General features: G+C 68.2%; 21 protein-coding genes. 12 read left to right on the forward strand and 9 right to left on the reverse strand.

Features of this window, described 5'->3' with window-relative positions:
- The 4 genes from DPV79_RS28760 (at position 1) to DPV79_RS28775 (ending at position 2,336) form a co-directional block, all read left to right on the forward strand.
- The gene (locus DPV79_RS28760) at positions 1 to 405 is read left to right on the forward strand and encodes a hypothetical protein (protein ID WP_111942311.1); all 405 of its coding nucleotides are present in this window, start codon (positions 1 to 3) and stop codon (positions 403 to 405) included.
- Positions 395 to 1,228, forward strand: coding sequence for a PilW family protein (locus DPV79_RS28765; RefSeq protein WP_113047085.1), 834 nt, complete (start codon positions 395 to 397; stop codon positions 1,226 to 1,228). Before DPV79_RS28760 ends, DPV79_RS28765 begins: the two co-directional genes overlap by 11 nt.
- Before the next feature lie 203 nt (positions 1,229 to 1,431).
- The gene (locus DPV79_RS28770; RefSeq protein ID WP_048026692.1) at positions 1,432 to 1,893 is read left to right on the forward strand and encodes a pilus assembly protein; all 462 of its coding nucleotides are present in this window, start codon (positions 1,432 to 1,434) and stop codon (positions 1,891 to 1,893) included.
- 14 nt (positions 1,894 to 1,907) lie between these two features.
- A complete protein-coding gene (locus DPV79_RS28775; protein WP_113047086.1) occupies positions 1,908 to 2,336 on the forward strand; it encodes a type IV pilin protein in 429 nt (142 codons plus the stop codon).
- Between the two features lie 54 nt (positions 2,337 to 2,390).
- On the opposite strand, the gene DPV79_RS28780 is transcribed toward DPV79_RS28775, so the two are convergent.
- The 4 genes from DPV79_RS28780 to DPV79_RS42275 all read right to left on the reverse strand — a co-directional run bounded on the left by DPV79_RS28780 (position 2,391) and on the right by DPV79_RS42275 (position 3,925).
- Entirely contained in the window at positions 2,391 to 2,834 is a 444-nt protein-coding gene (locus DPV79_RS28780; protein ID WP_021157160.1) for a DUF3318 domain-containing protein, read from the reverse strand.
- A gap of 43 nt (positions 2,835 to 2,877) precedes the next feature.
- The gene (locus DPV79_RS28785; RefSeq protein ID WP_021157159.1) at positions 2,878 to 3,267 is read right to left on the reverse strand and encodes a phage holin family protein; all 390 of its coding nucleotides are present in this window, start codon (positions 3,265 to 3,267) and stop codon (positions 2,878 to 2,880) included.
- A 122-nt stretch (positions 3,268 to 3,389) separates the two neighbouring features.
- On the reverse strand, positions 3,390 to 3,692 hold the full coding sequence (locus tag DPV79_RS28790) for an ElaB/YgaM/YqjD family protein (RefSeq protein WP_006494044.1): 303 nt from the start codon (positions 3,690 to 3,692) through the stop codon (positions 3,390 to 3,392).
- Between the two features lie 32 nt (positions 3,693 to 3,724).
- The gene (locus DPV79_RS42275; RefSeq protein WP_133295740.1) at positions 3,725 to 3,925 is read right to left on the reverse strand and encodes a hypothetical protein; all 201 of its coding nucleotides are present in this window, start codon (positions 3,923 to 3,925) and stop codon (positions 3,725 to 3,727) included.
- Positions 3,926 to 4,010: 85 nt separating this feature from the next.
- On the opposite strand from DPV79_RS42275, the gene DPV79_RS28795 reads away from it, so the two are divergent.
- A complete protein-coding gene (locus DPV79_RS28795) occupies positions 4,011 to 4,649 on the forward strand; it encodes a peroxiredoxin (RefSeq protein ID WP_021157158.1) in 639 nt (212 codons plus the stop codon).
- Positions 4,650 to 4,799: 150 nt separating this feature from the next.
- On the opposite strand, the gene DPV79_RS28800 is transcribed toward DPV79_RS28795, so the two are convergent.
- Entirely contained in the window at positions 4,800 to 5,987 is a 1,188-nt protein-coding gene (locus DPV79_RS28800) for an acyl-CoA dehydrogenase (RefSeq protein ID WP_021157157.1), read from the reverse strand.
- A 127-nt stretch (positions 5,988 to 6,114) separates the two neighbouring features.
- Between DPV79_RS28800 and DPV79_RS28805 the strand changes: the two genes are divergently transcribed.
- Both DPV79_RS28805 and DPV79_RS28810 read left to right on the forward strand, forming a co-directional pair.
- Complete coding sequence (locus DPV79_RS28805; protein WP_027788256.1) at positions 6,115 to 6,906, forward strand: IclR family transcriptional regulator; 792 nt, start codon at positions 6,115 to 6,117, stop codon at positions 6,904 to 6,906.
- Positions 6,907 to 7,065: 159 nt separating this feature from the next.
- Positions 7,066 to 7,476, forward strand: a complete 411-nt coding sequence (locus tag DPV79_RS28810; RefSeq protein WP_059649581.1) for a GFA family protein — start codon at positions 7,066 to 7,068, stop codon at positions 7,474 to 7,476.
- A 135-nt stretch (positions 7,477 to 7,611) separates the two neighbouring features.
- Here DPV79_RS28810 and DPV79_RS28815 read toward each other — a convergent pair whose 3' ends face one another.
- The gene (locus DPV79_RS28815) at positions 7,612 to 8,415 is read right to left on the reverse strand and encodes an EAL domain-containing protein (RefSeq protein ID WP_021157154.1); all 804 of its coding nucleotides are present in this window, start codon (positions 8,413 to 8,415) and stop codon (positions 7,612 to 7,614) included.
- Between the two features lie 373 nt (positions 8,416 to 8,788).
- Here DPV79_RS28815 and DPV79_RS28825 point away from each other — a divergent pair, with 373 nt between their 5' ends.
- From DPV79_RS28825 to fahA, 5 genes are read left to right on the forward strand one after another with little or no spacing between them, the layout of a single operon-like run.
- Entirely contained in the window at positions 8,789 to 10,441 is a 1,653-nt protein-coding gene (locus DPV79_RS28825) for an FAD-dependent oxidoreductase (protein ID WP_113047087.1), read from the forward strand.
- A 28-nt stretch (positions 10,442 to 10,469) separates the two neighbouring features.
- Entirely contained in the window at positions 10,470 to 10,700 is a 231-nt protein-coding gene (locus DPV79_RS28830; protein WP_113047088.1) for a DUF2783 domain-containing protein, read from the forward strand.
- Positions 10,697 to 12,058, forward strand: coding sequence for an MFS transporter (locus tag DPV79_RS28835; RefSeq protein WP_113047089.1), 1,362 nt, complete (start codon positions 10,697 to 10,699; stop codon positions 12,056 to 12,058). The genes DPV79_RS28830 and DPV79_RS28835 overlap by 4 nt, the downstream gene beginning before the upstream one ends.
- A 15-nt stretch (positions 12,059 to 12,073) precedes the next feature.
- Positions 12,074 to 13,408: a homogentisate 1,2-dioxygenase gene (hmgA, locus tag DPV79_RS28840; RefSeq protein ID WP_048026668.1), complete on the forward strand. Its 1,335-nt coding sequence runs from the start codon at positions 12,074 to 12,076 to the stop codon at positions 13,406 to 13,408.
- Positions 13,405 to 14,709 (forward strand): fumarylacetoacetase, encoded by a 1,305-nt coding sequence (fahA, locus tag DPV79_RS28845; protein ID WP_113047090.1) that lies wholly within the window; start codon positions 13,405 to 13,407, stop codon positions 14,707 to 14,709. The genes hmgA and fahA overlap by 4 nt, the downstream gene beginning before the upstream one ends.
- A gap of 41 nt (positions 14,710 to 14,750) precedes the next feature.
- Here fahA and DPV79_RS42280 read toward each other — a convergent pair whose 3' ends face one another.
- The 3 genes from DPV79_RS42280 to DPV79_RS28855 all read right to left on the reverse strand — a co-directional run bounded on the left by DPV79_RS42280 (position 14,751) and on the right by DPV79_RS28855 (position 17,395).
- Positions 14,751 to 14,951: a hypothetical protein gene (locus DPV79_RS42280; protein WP_133295741.1), complete on the reverse strand. Its 201-nt coding sequence runs from the start codon at positions 14,949 to 14,951 to the stop codon at positions 14,751 to 14,753.
- Positions 14,952 to 14,965: 14 nt separating this feature from the next.
- Positions 14,966 to 16,126, reverse strand: coding sequence for an MFS transporter (locus DPV79_RS28850; protein ID WP_113047091.1), 1,161 nt, complete (start codon positions 16,124 to 16,126; stop codon positions 14,966 to 14,968).
- 99 nt (positions 16,127 to 16,225) lie between these two features.
- Entirely contained in the window at positions 16,226 to 17,395 is a 1,170-nt protein-coding gene (locus tag DPV79_RS28855) for an MFS transporter (protein WP_021157147.1), read from the reverse strand.
- Positions 17,396 to 17,453: the final 58 nt, after the last annotated feature.

Genomic DNA, 17,453 nt, shown 5'->3' on the forward strand with positions numbered 1-17,453 from the left:
ATGATGCGCAACGCAATGCGCGGCACGTCGCTGCTCGAAGCGATGCTGGCCGTCGCGCTCCTCGCGGCCGTCATGCTGGCCGTGGCGGGCAGCCAGCTTGCGATGGCGCGTGCGCAGCGCGCGACGATCTGGCGTGAACGCGCGCTGTGGCTGGCTGATGCGCGTATCGAGCGCTTGCACGTGGCCGCGCAGGCTGACGATGGCCTCGCGGCGCGGGCCGCGGCGTCGCTGCCCGGCGGCGCGATGATGCGTGGCGATGGGCCGGGTGGCGTCAGCTACGCGGTTGTCGGCTGGCGCGGCGGTCATGCGGCTACCGGGCCGCGATGCGATGCGACGGGCAGGCCGGCGCAGCCGCCGCCTTGCGTCCGGATTCCGTATCGGGAGACTGACGCCGATGAACGCTGATCGCCGCATGCGTGCGCATACGCTGCTTGAAGTATTGATTGCGATGACCGTCGGTCTGCTCGTGCTCGCGGCGGCCGGTGCGCTGCTCCACGCGCAGCGCATCGCCCAGCGGCGTGCGGACGACGGGTTCCGGATGCGCGATGCGGCCGGCACCGCACTGATGCTGATCGGCCAGCAGATCCAGATGGCAGGATTCCGGCCGCTCGATGCAGGGGGCGTGTCGTCGTTGCCGCCGGTGTTCGGCTGTTCGATGGCGCGTGTGAGGGGAAGTGGCGCGCAAGTGCGGTGCGAGCCCGTGCGCGCTGCATCGGATGCGCTGCTGGTCCGGTATGTCGGCGACGCCGTGTCGACGTGGCCCACCGTTAGCGGCCAGGTGCCGGATTGCCTCGGGCAGGGTATTGGCGGGGCCGGCGAACGTGCGCCGGTGGAGAACCGCTTCGATGTGCACGTTAGTCCGTCGACGGGTGAGCCCGAACTGTATTGCGAAGGAAACGGCCGTCCGGGCACGCCGCAGCCGGTCGTGTCGGGAATCGATCAGTTGCGGGTGCGCTATCTTCGTCGCGGCGGCACGCAGTTCGTCGATGCCGATGCCATGCGCGTCGACGACTGGCACGAGATCGTGGCCGTGCATGTCTGCGTGCGGGCGCGCGGTGACCCGTCGGGCGAGCCGGCGCGGCACGTCGACTGCGATGGTCGCACCGTCGTTGCACAAGACGGCCGCGCGCGCATGACGCTCGATCGCATCGTCGCGTTGAGGAATGTCGCGGGCGCATTCGACGATACGCCGCGCGATGCAACGGATGAACGCGAGGTGCTGCGATGAGCGGAGCGGGGCGGTACACGCCGCAGCGGTCGGGATGCGGCGCGGCAGGCAACACGCACGAACGTGTCGCGACAAGTGGCGAAGCCCTGCGGCGGGCTGCGGGCGCGGAGGCCCTGGCGTCGAGACGGCGAGCGCCGCACCTGCGCTTGCGGTCAACCAGCCGCGATCGGCGTCGCGAAGCGGGCCTTGCATTGCCCGCGGTGATCGCGGTCGGCGCGGCGGTTGCGGCGCTGACTGGCACGTGGTTCGAGGCTGCGCTGACGGAATCGCGCCGCACGCGCGCGTTGTCCGATCGGCTGGTCGCATTTCACGCGGCCGATGCCGCGCTTGCTGCGTGCACAGCGCGATTGCGCCGGGGCTCGGCGCCCTACGTAAGCGAAGGCGAGTCGCATGCGGAGCCCGACGCGTGGCGGCGCGCGCCGGCGCTGGCGGCGGCCGAAGCGTTCGCTCCGTTCGCAGGATGGCCGGCGGTCGGGCAACCGCCACGATGCCTGATCGAAGCGTGGCGCGGGGCAGGGCCGGCCGATGCCCGTGCGTACGTGGTCACCGCGCGCGGTGTCGGTGCGCATGCATCGAGCGCCGTCTGGCTGCAGCATCAGGTCGCGATCCGCGACGGACACATCGTCGCCTTGCGCTGGCGTCACGTCGCGACGGTGCTTCGATGAGCGGTGGCCCATCCATGCAACGCTCGGCGGGATTCACGCTGATCGAGCTGATGATCGTGCTCGCGATCGTCGCGGTGCTGGCCGGATGGGGTATCCCGTCGTATCGCGAGCAGGTGGCGCGCGCTCATCGCGCATCGGCAGTCGCCGCGCTGTACCGGGCGGCCCAATATCTCGAAGCACTGGAGGACGTACCGCCTTCGGCATTGCCCACGGCACTCGCGCAAGCGCCGCCGGACGGCCGCGCGGTCTATCGGTTGGCGCTCCGGCGGCCGGACGGCGACGATTCGGCCGTGAGCTACGAGCTGGAAGCCATCCCGCTCGACACCGGCCCGATGCACGGCGATGCATGCGGCGCGTTCACGTTGCGCTCGGACGGGGCGAAAGGCAATGTCCGAAGTGATGCCGTCGACGGACAGGTCGCCGCGTGCTGGGGTGTGCGTTGAGTTCGAACGAAAGGCGCGCCACGGCGGATGGCCGTGCGCGCAGGATGCCGACGATCAGTCGTCGTGCGCGTCGAGCCCGCGCTCGTCGCGGGACGCCTTCCAGATCCGGTAGACCTCCCATGCAGCGAAACCGAGGGTGCCCCACTTCAGCGCGGGACCCGCGCTCGCGCGCAGCAGCGAGCGAACGGGTTTGGCGAGCACGAGCGATGCGAGCGAACTCAGCATCGGATACTGGTTGACGAGCTGGCCGAGGCTCGCGTTCAGGTTCCTGGCGGACTGGCCGAACTTGTTGCTGGACAGGCCGGGGATGAACACCTTGAGCCAGCTGAAGCGCGTGACGGCCTGGCGCATTTCGCCGGCGGCTTCCGCGAGTTCGAGCCGCTCGACTTCGGATCGCAGGATCAACAGTTCCTTGCGGAGCGCGCGATGCTGCGACGCGCTCCAGTTCGATCGCGACGAATGGGAGCGGGGGGAATTGCCCGTGACGTTCTGGCTCATGGCGCGTCGGCGAAGTAGGTGGGAGGGGTGAGCGCGACTGCGTTCACGGCTTGCCGCGGAACAGTTCGCGGTCTTTCTCGAGTTCGGCGAGCGTCGCCTCGAATACGGTCGGCGCGTCGCGCAGGCCCGAACGGGCTTTCAGTGCGCACGCGATCCCGCCTGCGGCATAGAGCGCGGTGATCGCCGCGAGCGACTGCCAGCGGTAGGTATCCCAGAACGCGATCGCGACGAGTACGGTCAGGCTGATGAGTGCCATCGTCGCGAGCATCATCGCGGCGAGCCCGAGGAACAGCACGCCCATCAGGCGCTCCTTCTCCTCGGCAAGCTCGATGCCCACCAGTTCGAGGCGCGTTTGCAAAAGCCCGATCGCGGAGCCGACGAGGCGGCGCAGCGGTCCTTGGCCGGACGGCTGCGAGGTGGTGTCTGTCGTCATGGGTGAGGTGCGTGCGCGTGCAGTGTGCAGCTAGGACAAAGCCGGCCGGCGGAAACCGCCGGCTGGCTTCGACGCCTGCAGGCCGCGTGAAGCGGCCCGCGGGACGGAACGCGCAGGGCGCGTTACTTGCGGTTGATCAGCAGGCCGATCAGCACGCCGACGCCGGCGGCGACGCCGATCGACGTCCACGGATGCTCGTGCACGTAATCGTCGGTCGCGCGGGCGGCCTTCTTGCCTTTCTCGACCACGACGACCTGGACGTCGGCTGCCTTTTCCTTGGCCTGCTTCAGGCGCGACATGGCTTTCTCGCGCAGCTCGGCCGCACGGTCGCCCGTGCTGCTCGCAGCTTGCTTGAGCAGGTCTTCGGCGTCCGAGAGAACGGTTTTGATATCCGACATCAGTTTCTCCTTGTTGATTTCCGACATTGCAACTCCCTTCATGCTGTCATGCTGCAGGTTCACATCGTAGCGAAACGCCTGCCTGCTGGCGAGCCGGGAAGAAACACGACGGCAGCGCAAGACCGCATGGTAAACGATTTGTAATCATCAACAGAGCGGCAAACGGGGTGAAAAGTTTCCCGCAGGGCTGCCAGCGCTGCACCGGTACCGGGCAAAAATGACAAAAAAGTATGAATATCAAACGGAATAATCGTTCGCATGCCCCATTGCTTCCCGTAAGCTGACAGACTTTCCCGCGCCGACCCGGGCGCGGTTTCAACCAGCATCGTTCGAGGAGGGAACATCATGAGTCTGCGTCTTGGCGACATCGCACCGGATTTCGAGCAGGAATCGAGCCTGGGCCCGATCAAGTTTCACGAGTGGCTGGGTGACGGCTGGGGTGTCCTGTTCTCCCATCCGGCCGACTACACGCCGGTATGCACGACCGAACTCGGGCTGACCTCGAAACTGAAGGGCGAATTCGAGAAGCGCAACGTGAAGGTGATCGCGCTGTCGGTCGACGGTGTCGAATCGCACAAGGGCTGGATCAACGACATCAACGAAACGCAGTCGACGGTCGTCGGCTTCCCGATCATCGCCGATGCGGACCGCAAGGTTTCGCAGCTGTACGACATGATCCACCCGAACGCGAACGAAACGCTGACGGTGCGTTCGCTGTTCGTGATCGACCCGAACAAGAAGGTGCGGCTCATCATCACGTATCCGGCCAGCACGGGGCGCAACTTCGACGAAGTGCTGCGCGTGATCGACTCGCTGCAACTGACCGACAACTACAAGGTCGCGACGCCCGGCAACTGGAAGGATGGCGACGACGTCGTGATCGTGCCGTCGCTGCAGGATCCGGAAGAGCTGAAGAAGCGCTTCCCGAAGGGCTTCAAAGCAGTGCGTCCGTATCTGCGCCTCACGCCGCAGCCGAACAAGTAAGCATCGGCGGCACGTGAACGCGATACCGGGCCGCCGGCCCGGAGCGCGGATCCGATGAAAAACGGCCCGCCCGGCAGTGATGCCGGGCGGGCCGTGTCTTTTATGCGTGCGCGGTGCGGCGTGGCTGCCGGGCGCGCCGCATCCGGCTGGTCAGAAGAACGCCTGGATGCCCGTCTGCGCGCGGCCGAGGATCAGCGCGTGGATGTCGTGCGTGCCTTCGTAGGTGTTGACCACTTCGAGGTTCACGAGGTGGCGCGCGACGCCGAATTCGTCGGAGATGCCGTTGCCGCCGAGCATGTCGCGCGCGAGCCGGGCGATGTCGAGCGCCTTGCCGCACGAGTTGCGCTTCATGATCGACGTGATTTCGACTGCCGCCGTGCCTTCGTCCTTCATCCGGCCGAGGCGCAGCACGCCTTGCAGGCCGAGCGTGATTTCGGTCTGCATGTCCGCGAGCTTCTTCTGGATCAGCTGGTTCGCGGCGAGCGGCCGGCCGAACTGCTGGCGGTCGAGCACGTACTGGCGCGCGGTGTGCCAGCACGATTCGGCGGCGCCCAGCGCGCCCCAGGCGATCCCGTAGCGGGCCGAGTTCAGGCACGTGAACGGGCCGCGCAGGCCGCTCACGTTCGGCATCAGGTTCTCTTCCGGTACGAACACCTCGTCGAGGACGATCTCGCCGGTGATCGATGCGCGCAGCCCGACCTTGCCGTGGATCGCGGGCGCCGACAGGCCCTTCCAGCCCTTTTCGAGGATGAAACCACGGATCGCGTCCTTGCCGTTCTCCTCGAGCTTCGCCCACACGACGAACACGTCGGCGATCGGCGAGTTCGTGATCCACATCTTCGCGCCGGACAGCGAGTAGCCGCCGGGCACCTTCTTCGCGCGGGTGACCATGCTGCCCGGGTCGGAGCCGTGGTTCGGCTCGGTCAGCCCGAAACAGCCGATCCATTCACCGGTCGCGAGCTTCGGCAGGTATTTCTGCTTCTGCGCGTCGGAGCCGAATTCGTAAATCGGCACCATCACGAGCGACGACTGGACGGACATCATCGACCGGTAGCCCGAATCGACGCGTTCGACTTCGCGCGCGATCAGTCCGTAGCTCACGTAATTGAGGCCGGGGCCGCCGTATTCCTCGGGAATCGTCGGGCCGAGCAGGCCGACTTCGCCCATCTCGCGGAAGATTTCGGCGTCGGTGCGCTCGTGGCGGAACGCCTCGGTGACGCGCGGGGCAAGCTTGTCCTGCGCATACGCCTGCGCCGCGTCGCGCACCATCCGCTCTTCTTCGGTCAGTTGCTGGTCGAGCAGCAGCGGATCGTCCCAATGAAAAGTTGCAGCACTCATCGTCTCATCTCCTGTCGGGCAGAGCCGGCGCTTCAGCGCTTGCTCCGGCCCCATGCCAAAAGTTCGCTTGACTCGTGTTCCGCTGTGCGGAACAATGTTTTGCAAATCGAGCCCAGTGTAGCACCAGATGACACTTTCAACCATCGACGAAACCACGATCGACGAGCGCAAGTTCGTCGTCGCGCTCGCGCGCGGGCTCGACCTGCTGCGCGCATTCCGGCCCGGCGAGACGATGCTAGGCAACCGCGACTTCGCGGAGCGCACGGGGCTGCCGAAAGCGACCGTGAACCGGCTCGCCTATACGCTGACCGTGCTCGGCTACCTGCGCTACGACGAGACGCTCGGAAAGTATGCGCTCGACGCCGGCGTGCTGTCGCTCGGCTACGCGCTGCTGTCCGGCTCGGGGACGCTCGACCTCGCGCGGCCGCACATGCAGGCGCTCGCGCGCGACATCGGCGCGGCCGTGTCGCTCGGCTGCCGCGACGGGCTCGACATGATCTATCTGGAGACGATCCGCAGCGAGACCGCGCTGACGCTCGGGCTCGCGCCCGGTTCGCGGCTGTCGATGCTGACGAGCTCGATGGGGCGCGCGTACCTGGCCGTACAGCCGGAGGACGTGCGCCGCGCGCTCTATGCGGAGCTGCACCGCGCGGCCGGCGGCGCGGCCGACGCCGATGCGCTCGTCGCCGCCGCGCAGCACGCGGTGGCCGAGTTCTCGGCGGGCGGTTGCTGTTATTCGTTCCGGGCGTGGCACATGGACGTCAACGCGGCGGCCGTGCCGTTTCGCGAGCCGCGCGAGGGGCGCTGGCTGATCCTGAGCTGCAGCGGCCCCGCATCGTCGATGGACGAGGAGGTGTTTCGCACGCAGGTCGGGCCGAAGCTGAAGGCGCTCGCGCAGCGGCTCGGGCAGACGGCCTGAGAAACGCGGCGCGCGTTGCCCTCGCACCGCCACCGCGTCGTCGCCGGTGAAGGTGTTGGTGATGGTGACGGCGGGTGACGGACGGCTGCCGCCGTCTCTTGTGCCGCGCTCGAACCTCGCTCATCATCGTTCGCCAGCTTCCCGACGACGAGGTCTGCGATGTCTCACCCCGAATCCATGGAAGGCGGATGCGCGTGCGGCGCGATCCGCTACCGTATCGCCCAGGTCCCGACCGACGCCGGCTTCTGCCACTGCCGGCTCTGCCAGCGCACGACCGGTGCGGCGGTCGTCGCATCGGCGTCGGTGCCGATCGACGCGTTCGAATACCTGCAGGGCGAACCGACCGTCTACGCGTCGAGCGCGTGGGGCGAGCGGCGCTTCTGCGGCCGTTGCGGCGCGCAGCTCGAATACCGGCTGAGCGACGCGCCGAAAACGGTCGAGATCAATTACGCCACGCTCGATGAGCCGTCGCGGCTACGTCCGGCGTGGCACGTCTGGTATGGGGATCGTTTCCCGGGCATCGAGATCGACGACGATCTGCCCAAGTACGACGATGGTGGAAGCGCGTAAGCGGTAACCGTCTGCACCGACGGGCAGGCGTCGCGCCAGGCCATCCGATCGCTTCATCCTTCTTCAAGCGGCGCCAGACCCTCGCCGCGCATCCGGCGCGCCGCTCCCCGCGTGCGCCGGCTACCTCCTGTCCGTTCAGGCCGTCACGACCTTCGCGAACACCGGCCCCTGCATGAACCGCACGTCGTGCTGGCGCAGCAGTTCGCACTGCGTTTCGTCGACGACGCCGTCGAAGATCAGCGGAATCCGCACGCGCTGCGCATATGCGACGAGCGCCTTGACCATCCCGTCGCGCAACGCGATACCTGCATCCATCTTGATGTAGTCGGGGCGCGCCATGTCGGATTCGACCGCGAGGATGCGGCCCGGGTCGGGCAGCTTGTCCGCCACCTTGAAGCCGTGATGCTGGTAGCTGCGTGTCAGGTAGCCGAGGAAGGTCTTGTGCGCGACCGCGACCGCCGGCAGCTCGATCACGATCCGCTCGGGCGGCAGCCCGAAGCGCTGCAGCACCGACGAGAAATGCTTGCCGTGGTCGTATTTCACGCTCTTCAGCAGGCGTTCGTGCACGCGCAGGAACAACAGCCCGTGGCGCTGGGCGCCGAAGAAATTGATCGCGTGCAGCGCGCGCGACAGGCGGTCGATCGCCACGAGCGTCTGGTCGTCGACGGCCGAGTCGACCGGATCGTGCGGCGCGCCCGTGACGACCGTCACGGCCTGGAAGCCGAGCTCGTCGCCATAGCGCTCGATGGCGTCGGCGAACGACGTCGATTGCGGCGCGCCCGGCATCGTCACGTCGTAGATCGGTTCATAGGCGCTGCCGAGCGTGCGCTCGGGCAGGTTCGCGCTTGCGGTGCCGCCATCGGCGAGCGCGAGGTGATCCCGCAGATACGGCAGTTGCCCGGCACGGGCGACCAGCTCGGGAATGGTGGGCGGAATCATCGGCGTGAAAAGGAAAAACGGCGGCCGAACGGGCCGCCTCGTAGCTTGATATTAGCAGTGCCGGCCAAGCTCGGCTCGGCGTTTCACTTATATGGTTATCCCGTCTTCGAGCCTCCGCCTAGGGTTTACGTTGATTTCACTATTCGTAATTGGTTTTACTATTCGTAAATCCAGAATTTGTCGCCGATCAAGAAATGCGGCAGGCGGGCGCCGCGAAACGGCGCCGTTCGCGAATCAACAGGAAGCAAGGAGCGAGACGTGGCGGTTGACAGGAATGGCACGCGGGACGGCGGCGCGGCGCGCCGGCAGGCGACGGGCGGGATGACGGGCGAGCCGGCGCGCGCCCGGCAGGGTTGAGGGGCGGACGGCGACCATGAGCATCGATTACCAGACGCTGAAGTTCGAATACCGTCCGCGTGCGCAGGACGCAACCGTTCACCCGGTGATCGTCGTCGGCGCGGGCCCGGTGGGCCTCGCGGCGGCGATCGACCTCGCGCAGCAGGGCGTGCCCGTCGTGCTGCTCGACGACGACGACACGCTGTCCACCGGCTCGCGCGCGATCTGCTTCGCGAAGCGCACGCTCGAGATCTTCGACCGGCTCGGCTGCGGCGAGCGCTTCGTCGACAAGGGCGTCAGCTGGCACGTCGGCAAGGTGTTCCTGCAGGACGAGCAGCTGTACGCATTCGACCTGCTGCCCGAGGAAGGGCATGCGCGCCCCGCGTTCATCAACCTGCAGCAGTACTACGTCGAAGGTTATCTGGCCGATCGTGCGTTCGAGCTGCCGAACATCGATATCCGCTGGAAGCACAAGGTGACGGGCATCGAGCAGGCGGCCGAACACGCGGTGCTGACGATCGAGACGCCGGAAGGCCTCGCGACGCTGCGCGCGCAGTACGTGATCGCGGCGGACGGCTCGCGCAGCCCGATGCGCACGATGATGGGCCTCGAAAGCCACGGCCGCACGTTCAAGGACCGCTTCCTGATCGCCGACGTGAAGATGAAGGCGGAGTTTCCGACCGAGCGCTGGTTCTGGTTCGACCCGTCGTTCCACCCCAATCAGTCGGTGCTGCTGCATCGCCAGCCCGACAACGTGTGGCGCATCGACTTCCAGCTCGGCTGGGATGCCGATCCGGTCGCCGAGAAGCAGCCGGAGCGCGTGATCCCGCGCGTGCGCGCGCTGCTCGGGCCGGACGTCGAGTTCGAGCTCGAATGGGTGAGCGTCTATACGTTCCGCTGCCAGCGGATGGATACGTTCCGTCACGGCCGCGTGCTGTTCGCGGGCGACTCCGCGCACGGCGTGTCGCCGTTCGGCGCGCGCGGCGCGAACAGCGGCGTGCAGGACGCCGACAACCTCGCCTGGAAGCTGAAGCTCGTGCTCGACGGCCGTTCGGCCGACCGCCTGCTCGATACGTATGCGAGCGAGCGCGAGTTCGCGGCCGACGAGAACATCCGCAACTCGACGCGCTCGACGGACTTCATCACGCCGAAAAGCCCGGTGTCGCGCGTATTCCGCGACGCGACGCTGAAGCTCGCGCGCGACTGCGAGTTCGCGCGCAAGCTCGTGAACAGCGGCCGCCTGTCGGTGCCGGCGGTGCTGGCCGATTCGCCGCTGAACACGCCGGACCGCAATGGCGACGCATTCGCGGGTGCGATGCGCCCGGGCGCGGCGGCAGCCGATGCGCCGGTGCGTGCGCAGGGCGCGCCGGGCTGGCTGCTGCGGCATCTGGGCAGCGGCTTCACCGGCGTGCTGTTCGGGCTGCCGGGCGATGCGGGCGCGCTCGCGCAGGCGCTCGACGGCCTCGCGCTGCCGGTGCGGCCCGTGCTCGTGGTGCCGGCCGGGCACGCGCAGCCGGTCGCGGGTGTCGACGTCGTGGAGGACGTCGACGGTTTCGCCGCGCAACGCTACGACGCGAAGCCCGGCACGTTCTACCTGCTGCGCCCCGACCAGCATGTCTGCGCCCGCATGCGCACGCTCGAGCGCCAGGCGCTTGCCGACGCACTGGCGCGCGCGACCTGCGCACGCTGAATACGATAAAGACACCGGAGACTCCGTCATGCCCTTACTCGACACCCGCCCGCGCCTGGCTGACCCGGACGCGTTCTACGAAGCGCTGATCGACATGCATCGCGACCTGTCCGACGCCGACAGCCAGCTCGTCAACGCGAAGCTGATCCTGCTGCTCGCGAACCAGATCGGCGACGCCGACGTGCTGCGCGAAGCGATGGCGCTCGCGCGCCAGGGCGTGACGCCGCCCGTGCATCCGGCCGCCGAGGTCGCGCAATGAGCGCGGCGCCGGCCGACGCGCGCGTGCTCGAAGTCGAGCACGTGATCGACGAGACCCATCGCCCGGGCTTTCACTGGATGCTGCTCGTGCTGGGCGGGCTGTGCCTCGTGATCGACGGGTTCGATGCGCAGGCGATGGGCTACGTCGCCCCGAGCGTGATTGCCGAATGGGGCGTGCCGAAGCAGGCGCTCGGGCCGGTGTTCAGCGCGAGCCTGTTCGGGATGCTGCTCGGCGCGCTCGGGCTGTCGGTGCTGGCCGACCGGATCGGGCGGCGCCCGGTGCTGATCGGCTCGACGCTGTTCTTCGCGGTGACGATGCTCGCGACGCCGTTCGCGGGTTCGATCCCGGTGCTGATGGCGCTGCGCTTCGTCACGGGCCTCGGCCTCGGCTGCATCATGCCGAACGCGATGGCGCTGGTCGGCGAGTTCAGCCCGGCCGCGCACCGTGTGAAGCGGATGATGATCGTATCGTGCGGCTTCACGCTCGGCGCGGCGCTCGGCGGCTTCATCAGCGCCGCGCTGATTCCGGCGCTCGGCTGGCGCTCGGTGTTCTTCGTCGGCGGCGCGGTGCCGCTCGTGCTCACGATTGCGATGGTCGCGCGGCTGCCCGAATCGCTGCAGTTCCTGGTGCTGAAAGGGCGCGTCGCGCAGGCGCGCGACTGGCTCGCGGGTTTCGCGCCGCAGGCCGGCATCGATGCGAACACGCGGCTCGTCGTGCGCGAGCGGGCCGCAACCGGCGCGCCGGTCGCCGAGCTGTTCAGCCATGGCCGCCTGCCGGTCACGCTGCTGCTGTGGGCGATCAGCTTCATGAACCTGATCGACCTGTATTTCCTGTCGAACTGGCTGCCGACGGTGATGCGCGATGCCGGTTATTCGCCGGGTACGGCCGTGATCGTCGGCACGGTGCTGCAGACGGGCGGCGTGATCGGCACGCTGTCGCTCGGCTGGTTCATCGAACGCTACGGCTTCGTGCGCGTGCTGTTCGCCTGCTTTGCGTGCGCCGCGGTGTCGGTCGGGCTGATCGGCTCGGTCGCGCATGCGCTGCCGTGGCTGCTGGTGGTCGTGTTCGCGGGCGGGTTCTGCGTGGTCGGCGGGCAGCCGGCCGTGAACGCGCTCGCGGGCCAGTATTACCCGACGTCGCTGCGCTCGACGGGCATCGGCTGGAGCCTCGGCATCGGCCGGATCGGCTCGGTGCTCGGGCCGCTCGTCGGCGGGCAACTGATTGCGCTCAACTGGTCGAACGGCGCGCTGTTCCACGCGGCCGCGGTGCCCGTGCTGTGCTCGGCGCTGTTCGTCCTCGGGCTTGCGGGCGTAACGCGGCGCAACGGCGTGCAGGCGCCGACCGCCGCCACGAATTGAGGGAGAAAGGAAACGATGACGCTTGACCTGTCGAAACCGGCAAATGCCGGCTACCTGAGCGGTTTCGCGAACGAATTCGCGACCGAGGCACTGCCCGGCGCGCTGCCGCACGGCCGCAACTCGCCGCAGCGCGCGCCGTACGGGCTGTACGCGGAGCAACTGTCGGGCACCGCGTTTACCGCGCCGCGTGGCCACAACCGCCGCTCGTGGCTGTACCGCATCCGCCCGGCGGCCGTGCATCGGCCGTTCGAGCCGTACGCGGGCCCGCAGCGGCTCGTGTCGGAATTCGGCGATTCGGCCGACGTGCCGCCGACGCCGCCGAACCAGCTGCGCTGGGACCCGCTGCCGATGCCGGTCGAGCCGACCGATTTCGTCGAAGGGCTGGTGACGATGGCCGGCAACGGGTCGGCCGCCGCGATGAACGGTTGCGCGATCCACCTGTACGCGGCGAACCGCTCGATGCAGGACCGCTTTTTCTACAGCGCCGACGGCGAACTGCTGATCGTGCCGCAGCAGGGGCGCCTGTTCATCGCGACGGAATTCGGCCGGCTTGACGTCGAGCCGTTCGAGATCGCGGTGATCCCGCGCGGCGTGCGTTTCTCCGTCGCGCTGCCGGACGGCGATGCGCGCGGCTACATCTGCGAAAACTTCGGCGCGCTGCTGCGTTTGCCGGACCTCGGCCCGATCGGCTCGAACGGTCTCGCGAACCCGCGCGACTTCCTGACGCCGCAGGCCGCTTACGAAGACCGCGAAGGCGCGTTCGAGCTGATCGCGAAGCTGAACGGCCGGTTGTGGCGCGCGGACATCGGCCATTCGCCGCTCGACGTCGTTGCATGGCACGGCAACTACGCGCCGTACAAATACGACCTGCGCCTGTTCAACACGATCGGCTCGATCAGCTACGACCATCCCGATCCGTCGATCTTCCTGGTGCTGCAGTCGCAGAGCGACACGCCGGGCGTCGACACGATCGACTTCGTGATCTTCCCGCCGCGCTGGCTCGCGGCCGAGGATACGTTCCGCCCGCCCTGGTTCCACCGCAACGTCGCGAGCGAGTTCATGGGGCTCGTGCACGGCGCGTACGACGCGAAGGCCGAAGGCTTCGTGCCGGGCGGCGCGAGCCTGCACAACTGCATGTCGGGCCACGGGCCCGACGCGGACACGTTCGAGAAGGCGTCCGCGAGCGATACGAGCAAGCCGCACAAGGTCGACGCGACGATGGCGTTCATGTTCGAAACCCGCACGCTGATCCGGCCGACGCGCTACGCGCTCGACACCGCGCAGCTGCAGGCCGACTACTTCGAATGCTGGCAAGGCATCAGGAAACACTTCAACCCGGAGCAACGATGAGCGATACCCAAGACTGGCGCGCGACGCTCGACCCGGCCCGCAGGAGCTGGGTCGAGACGGCGAACGATCCCGCCTGCGATTTCCCGATCCAGAACCTGCCGTTCGGGATCTTCAGCGATGCGAAGCAACCGGCGCGCCGCGCGGGCGTCGCGCTCGGCGACCAGGTCGTCGATCTTGCGGCGCTCGTGCGTGCGGGCCTCGTGACGCTGCCGACCGATGCCGATGCGTTCGCCGCGCCGACGCTCAACGCGTTCATCGCGCTCGGCCGCGACGCGTGGCGCAGCGTGCGTGTGCAACTGTCGGCGCTGTTCTCGAACGACAACGCGACACTGCGCGACGACGCAGCGCTGCGCGCGCAGGTGCTCGTCGCGCAGCGCGACGCGACGCTGCATCTGCCGGTCGACATCCCCGGCTACACCGATTTCTATTCGTCGAAGGAGCATGCGACCAACGTCGGCTCGATGTTCCGCGATCCGAAGAACGCGCTGCTGCCGAACTGGTCGGAGATGCCGATCGGCTACAACGGCCGCGCATCGTCGGTGGTCGTCAGTGGCACGCCGGTGCGGCGGCCGAACGGGCAGCTGAAGCTGCCCGACCAGGAGCGCCCGGTGTTCGGCGCGTGCCGCAAGCTCGACATCGAACTGGAGACGGGTTTCATCGTCGGCAAGGGCAACGCGCTCGGCGAGCCGATCGCGTGCGAGGACGCGGAAGCGCACATCTTCGGGATGGTGCTGCTGAACGACTGGAGCGCGCGCGACATCCAGCAGTGGGAATACGTGCCGCTCGGCCCGTTCAACTCGAAGGGCTTCGCGACGACGATCTCGCCGTGGATCGTCACGCTCGACGCGCTCGAACCGTTCCGCGTCGCGCAGCCCGAGCAGTCGCCGCAGCCGCTCGCGTATCTGCGCCATGCGGGCAAGCACGCGTTCGATATCGCGCTCGAAGTGACGCTGCGCGCGGAAGGGGCGGCGCAGGCGACGTCGATCTGCCGCACGAATTTCAAGCACATGTACTGGACGATGGCGCAGCAGCTCGCGCATCACACGGTGGCCGGCTGCAACACGCGCGTGGGCGACCTGATGGGTTCGGGTACGATCAGCGGGCCGACGAAGGATTCGTTCGGCAGCCTGCTCGAACTGACGTGGAACGGCAAGGAGCCGGTCGCGCTGAACGGCGGCGGCAGCCGCACCTTCATCGAGGACGGCGACGAGCTGACGCTCGCCGGCTGGTGCCAGGGCGACGGCTATCGCGTCGGCTTCGGCACGTGTGCGGGCAAGATTTTGCCGGCGCGCAGCGCGTGACGGATCGCAGCGCGAAACGTTACGCGTAGGTCACGTGTAGATCACGCGTCGTCCGGAAGGACAGGGCGGCCCGCATTGCGCGGGCCGTTTTCGTTTGGCAGGCCGGGGGCGGCGCGTGTGCGTCCGTGTGGGGCGCCGAGTATGAGCGTTAATGTTTGAGTCTGCGTCTGCGTCTGCGTTTGCGACATCGACATCGACAGCGACAGCGACAGCGACAGCGACAGCGACAGCGACATCGACATCGACAGCGCCGATATCAGACCGCGCGCTGCAACGCGGCGCGGCGCTCCCACAGCGAGGCCGCGACGAACGCGGCGACACAGACGACCAGCACGCCGACCAGCGCGTTGCTGCCCAGTTGCTCCATCAACGCGCCGGCGACCAGCGGGCCGCCGAAGCTCGCGGCGCTCCACGACGCCGACACGAGCGAACTCGCGGTGACGAGCGCCGCGCCGCGGAAGCGTTCGCCGCACGCGACGAGCGACAGCGTGTAGATGCTGCCGGCCGCCGCGCCGAGCACGAACAGCAGCGGCCAGCACAGCCACGGGTTCGCGATGACGAGCGGCAGCAGCGGCAGGCCGGCCAGCACGATCCAGCCCGCACCGAGGTGCACGCGTTCGCGGCCGAGCTTGTCCGCGAGCCAGCCGATCGGGAACTGCATCGCGGTATCGCCGAACAGCATGATCGACGCGAGCAGCACGGCCGTGGCGCTCGCGACGCCGTGATCCATCGCGTAGAGCGGCAGCAGCGACAGCGCGAGCGTATCGAACAGGGCGAAGAACCCGGTGCCGATGATCAGCGCGGGCATGCGCGGCAGCACGTCGAGCCAGCGGCCGTGCGCTTCGTGATGCGCGTCGTCGCCGGCGAGCGGCGCGCGCCGGATCGTCGCGAGCGTCGGCAGCGCGAGCAGGAACAGCGCGCCGCACAGCGCGAAGCGGATGCTCGTCGCACCGGCGATCTGGCTCACGAGCACGGGGCCCGCCATCTGGAACAGCGTGAAATTGGTTGCGTAGATCGCGACGACGCGGCCGCGCGTCGAATCGTCGGCGAGCTGGTTGACCCACGCCTCGCCGATCGTGAACAGCAGCATCAGCGCGGCGCCGCACAGCACGCGCAGCGCGCCCCACAGGATCAGGTTCGACGTGAACTGCATCAGCGCCGTGGCTGCCGCGAGCAGCACGACCGATACGACGATCGCGCGGCGCGAGCCGATGTGGCGTGCGAGCGCGGTGACGAACGGGACGATCGCGAGGCCGCCGAGGGCCTGCGCGGCGGTCAGCATGCCGACGACGTTGGTGCCGTGCCCGGCCTCGGTCAGTGCGAGTGCGGTGAGCGGCAGCGTGGCGCCGGTGCCGAGGCCGACGACCGCGACACTCAGGATCAGCGCGAGGAAATCGCGATTAAGAATGGCTTTCATCGGCCGGGATGCTACACCGCGGACCTTGAAAGGTCCATGAAGGCCATCAGGTTCGGATGGTGTTGCTGGCGTTGCGCGCGCAACGAATGCGCGCGGGCGTTACACGTATTCGGTCGGCACGGTCACCGGGCGGCGTTCGAGCGACGCCGACCACAGCGTGAGCGCCAGCGCGGCGACGGCCATCGCGACGCCGACCCACGGCAGGCTCACGAGCGACACGCCGGAGCCGATCGCCATCCCGCCGAGCCACGCGCCCGTCGCGTTGCCGAGGTTGAACGCGCCCTGGTTCAGCGTCGATGCGAGGTTCGGCGCATCGCTTGCGCGGTCGACGATCAGGATCTGCAGCGGCGGCACGATCGCGAACGCGAGGATGCCCCACACGAAGATCGTCGCGAGCGCGGCGAACGGCAGGTGCATCGTGCCCGCGAACAGCGCGAGGACCACGCCGATCAGCGCGAGCGTCGCGATCAGCGACGGCATCCGGCGCCAGTCGGCGAGCTTGCCGCCGAGCGTGCCGCCCACCGTCAGCCCGAGGCCGAACAGCAGCAGCACGTAGGTGACCTGGCGCGGGGAGAAGCCCGTCACGTCCTCGAGGATCGGCGTGATGTAGGTGAACACGCTGAACAGGCTTGCCGACGCGAGCACGCTGATGCCGAGCACCATCAGCACCTGCGGATGCTTCAGCACGCTGAATTCGCGCGTGATGCTGGTGTCGGGCATCGCGAGATTCCTTGGCAGGCAGACGGCGAGCGCGGCGGCTGCGGCGATGCCGATGCCGGTGACGGCCCAGAACGTCGCGCGCCAGCCGAATGCCTGGCCGAGCGCGGTGCCGAGCGGCACGCCGAGCACGTTCGCGAGCGTGAGGCCGGTGAACATCAGGGCGATCGCCTGTGCGCGGCGGTTCGGTGCGACGAGGTTGCTCGCGACCACCGAGCCGATCCCGAAGAACGCGCCGTGGCAGAACGCGGTGACGACGCGCGCAGCCATCAGCACCGCGTAGCCCGGTGCGATCGCGCAGAACAGGTTGCCCGCGATGAACAATCCGATCAGGCCCATCAGCGCGCGCTTGCGCGGCATCTTCGCGGTGACGATCGCGAGGATCGGCGCACCGATCGTCACGCCGAGCGCGTAACCCGACACGAGCATCCCGGCGGCCGGGATCGACACGCCGAGATCGCGCGCGACGTTGGGCAGCAGCCCCATGATCACGAATTCGGTGGTACCGATTCCAAATGCGGCGACGGCGAGGGCGAAAAGAGGTAAGGGCATCGCGGTGGGCTCGGGAAAAGCCGCCGCTCGGGCTGGCGCAGGATGCGCGGGACGGGCG

It is taken from the genome of Burkholderia reimsis (genome assembly GCF_003294055.1).
Lineage (GTDB): Bacteria > Pseudomonadota > Gammaproteobacteria > Burkholderiales > Burkholderiaceae > Burkholderia > Burkholderia cepacia.